The sequence below is a fragment of the Paeniglutamicibacter sp. NPDC091659 genome (genome assembly GCF_044756805.1).
Classification (GTDB): Bacteria; Actinomycetota; Actinomycetes; order Actinomycetales; family Micrococcaceae; genus Paeniglutamicibacter.
On record NZ_JBIVTO010000009.1, the window covers coordinates 174,808 to 187,616 of the forward strand.

The 12,809-nt window shown below is 67.6% G+C and carries 11 protein-coding genes; 4 read left to right on the top strand and 7 right to left on the bottom strand.

Going from position 1 to position 12,809, the window contains the following annotated elements; genetic code table 11:
- The 4 genes from ACIQLF_RS16485 (at position 1) to ACIQLF_RS16500 (ending at position 4,446) form a co-directional block, all read left to right on the top strand.
- Positions 1–681 (top strand): methionine ABC transporter permease, encoded by a 681-nt coding sequence (locus ACIQLF_RS16485; protein WP_400300678.1) that lies wholly within the window; start codon positions 1–3, stop codon positions 679–681.
- A 139-nt stretch (positions 682–820) separates the two neighbouring features.
- Positions 821–1,672 carry a MetQ/NlpA family ABC transporter substrate-binding protein gene (locus ACIQLF_RS16490; RefSeq protein ID WP_400300681.1) on the top strand — a complete coding sequence of 284 codons (852 nt, stop codon included), beginning with the start codon at positions 821–823 and terminating at the stop codon, positions 1,670–1,672.
- Positions 1,673–1,937: 265 nt separating this feature from the next.
- A complete protein-coding gene (locus ACIQLF_RS16495; RefSeq protein ID WP_400300683.1) occupies positions 1,938–2,789 on the top strand; it encodes a MetQ/NlpA family ABC transporter substrate-binding protein in 852 nt (283 codons plus the stop codon).
- Positions 2,790–3,438: 649 nt separating this feature from the next.
- Positions 3,439–4,446: an endonuclease/exonuclease/phosphatase family protein gene (locus tag ACIQLF_RS16500; RefSeq protein WP_400300686.1), complete on the top strand. Its 1,008-nt coding sequence runs from the start codon at positions 3,439–3,441 to the stop codon at positions 4,444–4,446.
- 168 nt (positions 4,447–4,614) lie between these two features.
- Here ACIQLF_RS16500 and ACIQLF_RS16505 read toward each other — a convergent pair whose 3' ends face one another.
- The 7 genes from ACIQLF_RS16505 to hemQ all read right to left on the bottom strand — a co-directional run bounded on the left by ACIQLF_RS16505 (position 4,615) and on the right by hemQ (position 12,726).
- The gene (locus ACIQLF_RS16505) at positions 4,615–6,141 is read right to left on the bottom strand and encodes an amino acid permease (protein WP_400300689.1); all 1,527 of its coding nucleotides are present in this window, start codon (positions 6,139–6,141) and stop codon (positions 4,615–4,617) included.
- Positions 6,142–6,589: 448 nt separating this feature from the next.
- Complete coding sequence (hemL, locus tag ACIQLF_RS16510; protein WP_400300691.1) at positions 6,590–7,903, bottom strand: glutamate-1-semialdehyde 2,1-aminomutase; 1,314 nt, start codon at positions 7,901–7,903, stop codon at positions 6,590–6,592.
- The gene (gene hemB, locus ACIQLF_RS16515) at positions 7,903–8,886 is read right to left on the bottom strand and encodes a porphobilinogen synthase (RefSeq protein WP_400300694.1); all 984 of its coding nucleotides are present in this window, start codon (positions 8,884–8,886) and stop codon (positions 7,903–7,905) included. The genes hemL and hemB overlap by 1 nt, the downstream gene beginning before the upstream one ends.
- A gap of 93 nt (positions 8,887–8,979) precedes the next feature.
- Complete coding sequence (locus ACIQLF_RS16520; RefSeq protein ID WP_400300697.1) at positions 8,980–9,837, bottom strand: uroporphyrinogen-III synthase; 858 nt, start codon at positions 9,835–9,837, stop codon at positions 8,980–8,982.
- A 5-nt stretch (positions 9,838–9,842) separates the two neighbouring features.
- Positions 9,843–10,817, bottom strand: a complete 975-nt coding sequence (hemC, locus tag ACIQLF_RS16525) for a hydroxymethylbilane synthase (RefSeq protein ID WP_400300699.1) — start codon at positions 10,815–10,817, stop codon at positions 9,843–9,845.
- Entirely contained in the window at positions 10,814–12,019 is a 1,206-nt protein-coding gene (locus ACIQLF_RS16530) for a ferrochelatase (protein WP_400300702.1), read from the bottom strand. Before ACIQLF_RS16530 ends, hemC begins: the two co-directional genes overlap by 4 nt.
- On the bottom strand, positions 12,016–12,726 hold the full coding sequence (hemQ, locus tag ACIQLF_RS16535) for a hydrogen peroxide-dependent heme synthase (protein ID WP_400300705.1): 711 nt from the start codon (positions 12,724–12,726) through the stop codon (positions 12,016–12,018). Before hemQ ends, ACIQLF_RS16530 begins: the two co-directional genes overlap by 4 nt.
- Between the last annotated feature and the right edge of the window lie 83 nt (positions 12,727–12,809).

The following is a 12,809-nucleotide window of genomic DNA, read 5'->3' on the forward strand; positions in this document are numbered from 1 at the left end:
ATGGACTTCTTCAACGACCTGATGACCAACCCCGGCATCACCAAGGCCATGTGGCCCGCGTTCCTTGAGACCCTGCAGATGATTGGCATTTCGGCGTTCTTCACCGTGGTGGTGGGCCTGCCCCTGGGCATCCTGCTGCTGAACACGGCCAAGGACGGACTGACCCCGAACAAGACCCTGAACGTGGTTCTGTCGGGCATCATCGTCAACATCACCCGTTCGATCCCGTTCGCGATCCTCATGGTTTCGCTGATCCCGTTTGCCTCATGGCTGGTGGGAACCTCGCTGGGCCCGATCGCCGCTTCGGTCTCGCTGACCATCGGCACCATCCCGTTCTTCGCCCGCCTCGTGGAAACCGCCCTGCGCGACGTCGCCGCGGGCAAGATCGACGCGGCACTGGTCATGGGTTCGACCAAGATGCAGGTGATCCGCAAGGTGCTGGTCCCCGAGGCCATGCCCGGCATCATCGCCGCGACGACCACCACGATCGTGACGCTGATCGGCTACTCCGCAATGGCCGGCCTGGTCGGCGGTGGCGGCCTGGGCCGCCTGGCCTACAACTACGGCTTCCAGCGCTTCGACGCCACCATCATGATCGTCACCATCGTGATCATCGTATTGCTGGTGCAGCTGGTCCAGATCATCGGCGACAGGGCCGCCCGCGCGGTCGACCACCGCTAGACCCCCCGGGGCGCCGTCGCGGCGCTCCCCCAGAAAATTTCCGGCGGCTTGTCCGCCGGCGCGCAGCCAGTAGCCGCTAGCTGCGTTGGTTACCCGGTGTCACTTCATACCGGTTCTTCATGAAAAGGAAACGCATCCAATGCGTAAGAAACTCGCTCTCGCCCTCACCGGCGTCGCAACCCTGTTCGCGCTGACTGCCTGCGGCGGCGCTGCCGCCCCCAGCGCGGACGTCAACGCCACGCTCGACCCGGCCAACCCGACGGTCGTCAAGGTCGGCGCCAGCCCGGTTCCGCACTCCCAGATCCTCCAGTACATCGACGAGAACCTCGCCAAGAAGGCCGGCATCGACCTGGAAATCACAGAGATCGACGACTACCAGACCCCGAACCTGGCGCTGAGCGACGGCTCGATCGACGCCAACTTCTTCCAGCACGTTCCGTTCTTCGACGACCAGGTCAAGACCAAGGGCTACAAGCTGGAGCACGGCGCGGGCATCCTGCTCGAACCGCTGACCGCGTTCTCCAAGCAGTTTGCCGACGCGGCCTCGGTCACCGACGGCGCGCTCGTCGTGTTGATGAACGACCCGTCCAACCAGGTCCGCGGCCTGCGCGTCCTTGAGGGCGCCGGACTGCTCAGCGGCATCGTCGACGGCGACTCGGTCCTGACCGTCGAGTCCGACGAGGCAAAGAACCCGAAGCACCTGAAGTTCCGCGAAGTGAATGCCGAGCAGGTCCCGAAGTTCTACCAGGAGGACCCGACCGTGGGCATCGCCGTGGTCAACGGCAACTACATCGTCCAGGCGAAGCTGAACAAGGACGAGGTCATCGCCGTGGAGCCGACCAAGGACAACCCGAATGCCAACATCCTGGCTTGGCGTGCCGGCGAGAAGACCGCAGCCGTTGCCAAGCTCGATGAGCTGCTGCGCTCGGACGAGGTCCGCACCTACATCAAGACCACCTGGCCAGAGGGCGACGTCATCCCGGCCTTCTAGGCCCGACTCCACCCACCGGCAGGATCCAGGTTGGTGCGGCGCCTTGCGCCGCGCCAACCCACCCCGGGTGGCACGGTCCGGATGCGCAGTTCCGCCGACCATGCAGCACCCAGCTTTTCCATCGCAGTATCCCCTTGGGGCGCACCCGTGCCTCTTCGTGATTTTCCGGCGGTCCACCCGCCGGCGCGCAGCCAGTAGCCGCTAGCTGCGTTAGTTGCCCGTTGTCCACCGACATCGGGTCTTGATGAAAAGGAAAACGCATCCGATGCGTAAGAAACTCGCACTTGCCCTGACCGGCGTCGCAACCCTGTTCGCACTGACGGCTTGCGGTGGCGGCCCTGCCGCTGCCCCCAGCGCGACGGCATCCCTCGACCCGGCCAACCCGACCGTCGTCAAGGTCGGGGCCAGCCCGATCCCGCACGCCCAGATCCTCGAGTTCATCGACAAGAACTTGGCCGCGAAGAACGGCATCGACCTGGAAATCACCGAGATCGACGATTACCAGACCCCGAACATCGCCCTGGCGGACGGCACCCTGGACGCCAACTACTTCCAGACCGAGGCCTACCTGGCCGACCAGGAAAAGACCAAGGGCTACAAGTTCGATCACGGCGCCGGCATCCACCTGGAACCGCTGACCGTGTTCTCGAAGAAGTTCAAGGACGTCGCCTCGGTGACCGAGGGCGCCGTTGTCGTGCTGAACAACGACCCGGTGAACCAGCTGCGCGGCCTGCGCGTGCTGGAGACCGCGGGCCTGCTGAGCGGACTGGTTGACGGCGACTCGGCCCTGACCGTCCAGGACGACGCGGCCAAGAACCCGAAGAAGCTCGTGTTCAAGGAAGTGAACTCGGAGCAGGTTCCGAAGTTCTACCAGGAAGACCCCACCGTGGGCATGGCGATCGTGAACGGAAACTACATCGTCCAGGCGAAGCTGAACAAGGACGAGGTCCTGACCCAGGAGTCGGCGATCAACAACCCGAACGCCAACTTCCTGACCTGGCGCGAGGGCGAGTCGACCCCGGCGATCGCCAAGCTCGATGAGCTGCTGCGTTCGGACGAGGTCCGCGAGTACATCAAGACCACCTGGACCGAAGGCGACGTCATCCCGGCGTTCTAAGGTCCGTACGAGTCCCTCCGGGGAGTCCGCAAGAATGCGCTGTTCCCCCTGCCTCGGCAGGACGGGGGCAGCGCATTCTTTGTGCCAGCGACGCGTCAATCCCGTTTTGCCGCCGCACCGAGGCACCACTCCCGCGGCGGCGCGCGGGCCGAGACGGGCGGTGTCTGCCGCCCCGCAGCCAGGTCCTGCATCCCTGCCGCCGGCCGCCAAATTCGGAGGCTTTCCCACCTATTGACTCGCGACCGCCGGTGTTAGCATGGGCAAATGAGTTCGCCCCGGATGCACTCGCATCATCCGGGGCCGCTCAGGACCCCGGCCATGATGGCGCGGTCGAGGCCCCTGTAAGGACAAATCCAAGTGGCCGGACCCGGCCACGGTCGATTGGGGTGGCCAGGTGCCGCGGAGATTTCGTGCATTTTGGGGAGCATCGGCAGCGCTGGTTATCGCTGCCGCGATCGGGGGCTGGCCAACACCCAGCGCGGCGCCGGCGGTAGCACCGCCGCAAGGGGTTGCAGTACGCCAACAGGCCCCCGAAGGCCCCTCGCTCACGGGACAACCAGCCAAGGCCACGAAGGTCACCGAGCAGCCAACCAAGCCCGTGCCAAAGCAGGTTGCCACCGGCAATGCACCGGCACCGCGGATCACGGCAATGAGTTTCAACATCCTGACGGCGCTGCTGCACCAGGACGAGCACCCTTGGGACGAACGCCGTGGGACAGTGGCCAAGACGGTCGCCTCGCATTCCGTGGATGTCCTGGGAGTCCAGGAAGCCTCCATCACCCGCGACTGGGATGACAACGACGACGACATCCCCCAGTGGGAGAGCCTGCGCCGTGCCCTTGCCAAAAAGGGGTACGGCCACGCACTCACGGGTTCCGACGGCAAGTACGAGGATTGCGGCAAGAAGCACTGTTCCGATGACGAGGCGGAGCAATTCGGCCTGCACATCTTCTACAAAAAGGCAACGGTGGAACCCATCGGCACCGGAGGAACCGTCAACGTGGACAACGACTGGTGCGAATGGGACGACCGCGCCATGGTCTGGCAGGTCTTCCGCACGCGCACCACCCCATCGACCACATTCCTGATGGTGAACACCCACCTGGACTTCGAGGGCATCAACGAGCGCGGCGACTTCGAGCTCTGCCGCAACGGGCAAGTCAAGAACATCCTCAAGGCCCTGCTCACCTCGATCAATCCGCAGGGGCTGCCGGTTGTCTTCATGGGCGACCTGAACTCCTATGCCTACCAGAAGCCGGTGAAGACGTTGGTCAAGAACGGATTCTCGGACACCGCAAAAGTCGACGCGCCGGGGAAGAACACCACTTTCAACAGTTTCCACGGGTTCAAGAACCCTCCCCCGCGGATACCCGGCAAGCGAATCGACTACATCATGGTCACCAAGGACATCGGAGTCAAAAGCTGGGAACTGGTCGTGAAGCTCGATCCCCGCACCGGCAAGCTCAAGGGCAAGGTACCGTCGGACCACCATCCCCTCCTGGCGGTGCTGATGCTCCCCTTCCCCAAGGCTCCTGAGCCCAAACCGGCCGCCCCTCTTCCGGCTAAACCGACACCCACGGTTCCGGCCACGCCGACCCCGGACTCTTGGCTCTGCGGCGCCGATTTCCCCGACCCGCTGCGCCAGTTCTGCTTCTAGTTCCGCAGTCACAAGACCGGTGCCAACTGAAGTCGCGCCGGAAAGCGTGGAAACACGGCGGGTACGCAAAAGCGCCGGCACCCTGTTCTGGATCGCAGAAGTGGTGTCGGCGCTTTCGCCTGTTCGATGCTTGTTTGCCTGCGCCCCGGGTGGGGGCGGTCGGCGGTCTTACTTGCCGACGAGCTCCGGCTCGTCGGCCTTTTCCATCGCTGCGATCTGGTCGGCGAACTTCTCGTTCAGGCGCGAGTGGCGTCGGCCGTAGCCGAAGTAGATCGCCACGCCCAGCACCAGCCAGCCGGCAAAGTAGATCCAGGTCTCGACGGCCAGGTTGAGCATCAGGTAGGTGCACAACAGGGCCGAAACGATCGGGATGACCGGTCCGAACGGCACTCGGAAGGCGGGCTTCAAATCCGGGCGCTTGCGGCGCAGGACGATGATGCCCAGGCTGACCATCACGAAGGCGGACAGCGTGCCGATGTTGATCATTTCCTCGAGCACGTCCACGCGGGTGAAGCCGGCGGCGAATGCCACGAGGGCACCGCAGATGACGGTGATGCGCACGGGGGTGCCGCGCTTGGCGCTGGTCTTGGACAGCGAGCGCGGCAGCAGGCCGTCGCGGCTGATGGCAAGCACCACGCGCGAGAGGCCCATGAGCAGCACCATGATCACGGTGGTCAGGCCGATCAGCGAGCCGACGGCGATGACCGATGCGGCACCCTCGTTGCCCACCAGCTGGAAAGCGGTGGCCAGGTTCGGGGTGTCGACTGCGGCAAGGTCCTTGTAGGAGACCATGCCGGTCAGCGCGAGCGAGACGCCCACGTAGAGCAGAGTGGTCAGGGCCAGGCCGGCGAAGATGCCGCGCGGCAGCGTCTTGCTCGGGTCCTTGACTTCCTCGGCGCTGGTGGCGACGACATCGAAACCGACGAAGGCGAAGAACACCAGTGCGGCGCCCGCGAAGACGCCCATCATGCCGTACTGCGCCGGAGCGGCGCCGGTGGCGAAGGCGAAGAGCGACTGCTTGAGCACCTCGGTGGTGCCGTCACCCGTGGCCGGGACGGCCTCCGGAACGAACGGCGTGTAGTTCTCCACCTTGACGTAAAAGAACCCGGCGATGATGACAAAGAGCACCACGCCGATCTTGATGACGGTGAAGACGTTGCCGACCGTGGCTGAAAGCTTGGTGCCCATGACGAGCAACAGCGTAAACAGCGCAACGATCAGCAGCGGCCCCCAGCTCATGGTGACGATGCCTAGATCAATGGTTGGTGAGAGGTGTACTCCCACGAGCTGGAAGACTTCGGTGAGGTAGATACCCCAGTACTTGGCGATCACCGCTGCTGCGGTGAACAGTTCGAGGATCAGGTTCCACCCGATGATCCACGCAATGAACTCGCCCATGGTGGCGTAGGAAAATACATACGCTGAACCTGCAACGGGGATCGCCGTGGCAAATTCTGCGTAACACATGATCGCCATTGCGCAGGTAAGCGCGGCGATCACAAAGGAAAGCGTGACTGCTGGACCGGAGAAGTTTGCTGCGGCCCGTGCACCCACGGAAAAGATTCCGGCGCCCACCGATACTGCTACACCCATGATCATCAGATCCCAGGTGTTCAGGGTCCGCTTGAGCTGGCGACCCGGCTCTGCGGCATCCGCCAAGAAACTCTCGACGGGTTTTGTACGAAATAGGCTCACTATGATCCCCTGGGCAATGAAACGCGAAAACTAACCGCACAAGCCTAGCCGTGCTGCCTTGGCGCGGATTCTGCGCTCTGCCGAGGGACCGAACCGCATTGGCGGCTCCGGCTGCGGCCGCCCGCACTGCGATGCGGCCACTCTTTGTCGAACAATCTCATTCTGACGTGGGTGTTTAGAACCTATGACTGGCAGTGCGGCCGCGCTCCGGCACCGCGCCCGAGGTGCCGGATCCGACGTTGGGCCCGACGTGCCACGTGAGCCACGCCTCACCGCAAGGGACCCTCCAGCCGCCCGCCGGGGCCTCACCCGCCCAGTTTGCCTGCCCGCGAAACGCGGAATGCTCCCCGGTTTCCCGCGGCACCTTGGCGGTGTGCGGGAATACGGGGAGCATTCGGGCCGGGATCCGACCGGCGGCGGTCAGGCCGCTGAGATCGGATTGCGGAACTTAGGCGGCCGGGGTGGCCGCGGCGGCGGCGCGAGCCGCGGCCGGGAGCGCCGCGAAGATCTTGTCCATGGCCTCGTCGTCGTGGGCGGAGGACAGGAACCAAGCCTCGAAGACGCTCGGCGGCAGGTAGATGCCCGACTGCAGCATCGAGTGGAAGAACGGCGCGTAGCGGTAGGCTTCCTGCGCCTGGGCCTGCGCGTAGTTGTGCACGCCGTGCTCCGAGGTGCCGAAGGCGACGGAGAACAGGTTGCCCGCACGCTGGATCGAGTGATCGACCCCCGCGTCGTTCAGCGCGGAGGCCAGCGCGGCCTGCAGCTCAAGCGACTTGGCGTCGATGTGCGCGTAGACCTCCGGGGTCGCGTGGGTCAGCTGGGCGATGCCCGCGGCCATGGCGACCGGGTTGCCCGAGAGCGTACCGGCCTGGTACACGGGACCCAGCGGTGCCAGGTAGTCCATGACCTCGGCGCGGCCGCCGAGCGCGGCGGTGGGCAGGCCGCCGCCGATGACCTTGCCGAAGGTGTAGAGGTCCGGGGTCCAGCCCTCGGTGCGGCCGGTCAAACCCCAGTAGCCGGCGTCGGAGGCCCGGAAACCGGTGAGCACCTCGTCGAGGATCAGCAGCGCGCCGTTGGCGGTGGTGGTCTCGGCCAGGAACTTGTTGAAGCCGGCCTCCGGGGTGACGACGCCCATGTTGCAGGGCGCGGATTCGGTGATGACCGCTGCGATGTTGGCACCGTGCTCGGCGAAGGCCGCGGTGATGGCCTCGCGGTCGTTGTACGGCAGCACCAGGGTCTCCGCGGCGGTGGCCGCGGTGACGCCGGCCGAGCCGGGCAGCGCCAGGGTGGCCAGGCCGGAGCCGGCGGCGGCCAGCAGGCCGTCGAGGTGGCCGTGGTAGCAACCCGCGAACTTCACGATCAGGTCGCGGCCGGTGAAGCCGCGGGCCAGGCGCACCGCGGTCATGGTCGCCTCGGTGCCCGTGGAGACCATGCGCATGCGCTCGACGCCACCGACGCGGCCCATCACCAGCGCGGCGAGCTTGCCCTCGTCGGGCGTCGAGGCGCCGAAGGACAGCCCGCGGTCGACGGCCGCGTGCACGGCGTCCTGGATGGCCGGGTGCGCGTGGCCGAGCAGCGCCGGACCCCACGAGCAGACCAGGTCCACGTAGGAGTTGCCGTCGGCATCGGTCAGGTAGGCACCCTTGGCGCCGACCATGAACGGGGGCACTCCGCCGACCGAGCCGAAGGCGCGCACCGGGGAGTTCACCCCGCCGGGCATGAGCTTCTGGGCGGTGGCGAAGAGTTCTGCGGAGCTGGTCATTACTTTCCTTCTTTCAGCCACTGGGCGAGTTCACTGGCCCAGTAGGTCAACACGGTGTCGGCACCGGCGCGGCGGATGCCCAGGACGGATTCGGTGATGGCGGCGCGGCGGTCGATCCAGCCGTTGGCGGCGGCGGCCTCGATCATCGCGTACTCGCCGGAGATCTGGTAGGCGGAAACCGGCACCGGGGACATGGCGGCGACATCGGCCAGCACGTCGAGGTAGCTCATGGCCGGCTTGACCATGACCATGTCGGCGCCCTCGGCCAGGTCGAGCTCGACCTCCAGAAGTGCCTCGCGGCGGTTCGCGGCGTCCATCTGGTAGGTGCGGCGGTCGCCCTTGAGCTGGGAGTCGACGGCCTCGCGGAACGGGCCGTAGAACGCGGAAGCGTACTTGGCGGCGTAGGCCAGGATGGAGACGTCCTGGTGGCCGGCGTCGTCCAGGGCCTGGCGGATGACGGCGACCTGGCCGTCCATCATGCCGGAGGGGCCGAGCATGTGGGCGCCGGCTTCCGCCTGCGCGACGGCCATCCGGCCGTAGATCTCCAGCGTGGCGTCGTTGTCCACGTTGCCCTTGGCGTCGAGCACGCCGCAGTGGCCGTGGTCGGTGAACTCGTCCAGGCAGACGTCGGACATGATGACCAGCTCGTCGCCGACCTCGGCGCGCACGGCCTCGATGCCGCGGTTCAGGATGCCGTTCGGGTCGGTGCCGGCGCTGCCCATCGCGTCGCGGGTCTCCGGGATGCCGAAGAGCATGATGCCGCCCAGGCCCAGCTCGACGGCCTCCGCGGCGGCGGCCTTGAGCGTGTCGAGGGTGTGCTGCACGACGCCGGGCATGGAGGTGATCGGGTTGGGCTCGGTGAGCCCCTCGCGCACGAACGCGGGCAGGATCAGTTGCTGCGGGGCCAGGGTCAGCTCGGCGGCGAGTCGGCGCATGGCGGGGGTGGTGCGCAGGCGGCGGGGCCTGCGGGACGGGAATGACATTCTGGCTCCTTGTGAAGCTCGGGGTTTTCCAAGTTCTGGGGTGTTCAAGTTCGGGGTGTTCGGGTGCGGGGTTGCCAGTGGCATCCGGAGTCGCTAGCCGCTTCGGGAGGCAGCCAGCACGGCTTCCCAGGCGGCGATCATGCCCTCGGGTGTGGGCATGTCCGCGACGGCGGCGGGGGTGAGCCCGCGCTCGCGCAGGCGCGCCGCGGTGCTGTCCCCGATGGCGACGAGCGCCGGTGCGGCACCCGGATCGGGCACCACGGCCAGGAACCTGTCCACGGCGCTCGGGGAGGTGAAGAAGACGGCGTCGATGCCGGGCAGCGCGGCGGCAAGCCCGGCGGCGTCCAGCAGGAGGCAGCCGGGCGGCAGGTCCGCCGCGGATGCGCCGGCGGGGGAAACCAGTGCGCGGTCGGGGTCCGCGGGGGCCGCAACGGTGTTGTAGGCAACCACGATGTGGGCGTCCCACCCGCTGGCGGCGAACCCGTCGCGCAGCGTTGAGGAGGCGATGTCCGCCTGCGGCATGAACACGCTCGCCGGCCCCTCGCGCAGGGCGCCCCATTCGGCGAGCATGCCGCGGGCCGAGTGGTCGGCACTCGGCATGAAGTCGACATTCGAGCCCAAGGCCCGGACGGCCCGCGCCGTGGCCTCGCCGACGACGGCGATGCGGGTGGCGGACGGGATGGCCGGTTCCAGGCCCAGTGCCCTGGCGCGCACGGTGAGCGCGGCGAGCGTGTTGACGGAGGTGAACACGCACCAGTCGAACCCGCCGGCCAGCAGCCGGCGCAGGCCGGCATCCAGTTCCGCGGTGTCGGCGGGCAGCTCGAAGTCGATGAGCTGGCACAGCGCGGTGCGCGCCCCGCGTTCGCGCAGCGCAGCGATCGTGGCCGAGGCCCGATCCTTGCTGCGCAGCAGCAGGACGGTGCGCCCCGCCAACACCCCGGAAATGGACATGGCCGCTAGAGCCCCGCCAACGCCGCGGCGCCCTCGCGCAGCAGTTGCTCGGCCAGGGCCACGCCCAGGGCGACGGCCCCGTCGAGAGTGAGCTCCCGCGTGGTGGCGGAGCGGCGCATGGTGTCGGTGCCGTCGGGACGGCAGGCCACCGAATCGAGCACCAGCGTGTCCTCGAAGACGCGGGCCAGCGCGCCGATGGGCGCGGCGCAGCCGGCCTCCAGACGCGCCAGCAGCGCGCGTTCGGCGGTGACCGCCAGGCGGGTGTCGTGGTCGTCGAGCTTCTCCAGCGCCGCGTCGACCGCGGCGTTCGAGCTGCCCGCGGCACGGACCTCGACGGCCAGCGATCCCTGCCCGGGGGCCGGGAGCATGATCTCCGGGTCCAGGTACTCGGTGATGTGGGATTCGAAGCCGAGGCGTTCCAGGCCGGCGGCGGCCAGGATGACGGCGTCCAGGTCGCCCTGGTTGGTGCGGCCCACTCCCCCGTCGTCGGCCTGCGCGGGCGAACCCTTCACGCGACCCAGCCGGGTGCCGACGTTCCCGCGGATGTCGACGATCCTCAGGTCCGGGCGGAAGGCCAGCAGCTGCGCTGCGCGGCGCGGGGAGCCGGTGCCCACGGTTGCGCCCTCGGGCAGCTCGGCCAGGAACAGCCCGTCGCGGGCGCACAGCGCGTCGCGCACGTCGGCACGCTTGGGGGTCGCCGCGATGACCAGGCCCTCGGGCTGGGTCGTCGGCAGGTCCTTGAGCGAGTGCACGGCCAGGTCGCACTCACCGGTGAGCAGCGCCTGGCGCAGCGCCGCCGCGAACACGCCGGTGCCGCCGAGCTGCGAGAGCGGCCCGGTGATCACGTCGCCCTCGGTCTTCACCAGGACGGTTTCGATCTCGACGCCGGCCAGCGCCGCAAGCTCCGCGGCCACGTGCCCGGTCTGGGTGGTGGCCAGCGCGGAGCCGCGCGTGCCGATGCGGAAGGGTGCCTGGGTCATGGCGTCGGCACCCCGACCTCGGAGTCGACGGCGGCGATGGTCGGCTTGACGGTGCCGTCGCGCATGGCCTTGGCGCAGCAGTTGGGTCGGCAGACGTCGAACCACGGCCCCAGCGCGGCCACGGAGTCGCGGCCGGGCTTCAGCGCGTTTCCGTCGGCGCCGGCAACGCGTTCGCTGACCAGGTCGATCATGCCGGAGACGAACGTGGCGTGGGTTCCAGGGGTCGGCACGCGGTGGAAGGCCAGGCCGAGCTCGGCGCAGGTGTCCTTCGCCTCGGTGTCCAGGTCCCAGAGGACCTCCATGTGGTCGGAGACGAAGCCGATGGGCACCACCACGACGCCGGCAACGCCGGCTGCCTTGTACTCCTGCAGGGCGTCGTTGATGTCCGGCTCGAGCCACGGGATGTGCGGGGCGCCGGAACGCGACTGGAAGACCAGCGTGTGCTCCAGTCCGGCCGCGGCGGGCACGCCGGCGAGGATGGCGTCGGCCACGGCAAGGTGCTGGGCCGTGTAGAGGTCGGTGTCCAGGGTCGCGACGAGGTCGCGCGGGCCCGCAGCCTCGGCGTCGGAAACGGGGATGGAGTGGGTGACAAAGACGATCTTGATCTCGCCGTCCGGGTTCCCGGCCTGCGCCAGCTGCGCCCGCACGTCGGCCAGCGAATCGGTGAGCCCCTCCATGAAGGGTGTAACAAACGCGGGGGTGTCGAAGTACTGGCGCACCTTGTCCACCTCGAGCTTGCCCTCCAGTCCCGTCTCGCGCAGGGCCTCGCCGAGGTCCTCGCGGTACTGGCGGCAGCTCGAGTAGCCGGAGTAGGCGCTGGTGGAGAGCATGAGCACCTTGCGGTGGCCCTCGGCGTACATCCGCTCGACGGTTTCCGGGATGTACGGCGCCCAGTTGCGGTTGCCCCAGTAGACCGGCAGGTCGATGCCGCGGGCGGCCAGCTCGGCCTCGAGGGCCGCCTTCAGCGCGCGGTTCTGTGCGTTGATCGGGGAAATGCCGCCGTTCTTGCGGTAGTGGTGGGACACCTCCTCGAGGCGCTCGTCGGGAATGCCGCGGCCGGCGGTGACGTTGCGCAGGAACGGGATGACGTCGTCCTGCCCCTCCGGGCCGCCGAAGGACGCCAGCAGGATCGCGTCGTAGGCCTTGGGTGCCATGACACCGTTTTCGTCGTAGCCGACGCGCGGGTCGAAGGCCTGGCTCATCGCAGGACCTCGGCGACCTCGGCGGTGGAGATGCGGCGTCCGGTGTAGAACGGGGTTTCCTCGCGCACGTGGTTGCGGGCCTCGGTGTAGCGCAGGTGGCGCATCATGTCGACCAGGTCGATCATGTCCGGGGCCTCGAGGCAGATCTGCCATTCGTAGTCGCTGAAGGAGAACGCGGCGACGGTGTTGGCGAGCACCATCGGGAACTCGCGGCCCAGGATGCCGTGGTCGCGCAGCATCTTGCCGCGGTCCTTCGGGTCGAGCAGGTACCAGTCGTTGGTGCGCACGAACGGGTAGACGGTCATCCAGGCCTCGGGGGCGACGCCGCGGGCGAAAGCCGGCGAGTGGTCCTTGGCGAACTCGGCTTCGCGGTGCACGCCCATGGTCGAGTAGACGACCGAGGTCTCGGCGAAGAGGAACGAGCGGCGGACCTTGCGCAGCGCGGCCTGCAGGGACTCGGCGGTGGCGCCGTGCATCCAGATCATCACGTCGGCGTCCTCGCGCATGCCCGAGACGTCGTAGGTGCCGCGCACGGTCACGCCCTCGGCGGCGAGCTCCTCGACCAGCGAGTCGAAGGCCTCGACGCCCTCGGTGCGGTCCAGATCCGAGTCGCGCTTGAAGATGGTCCACAGCGTGTAGTACATCTTGGCGTCGCCCGCGGCCTCGCGGTCGCGGATCACTGGCGAATTGCTTTCAACTGCACTCATGATTCTTCTGCTTTCTCTGCGGTTCTTCGCACGTGAAGGCGAAGGGGCTGTTTCTTCTCTGGTGTGAAAGTCTGTTGCTGCCC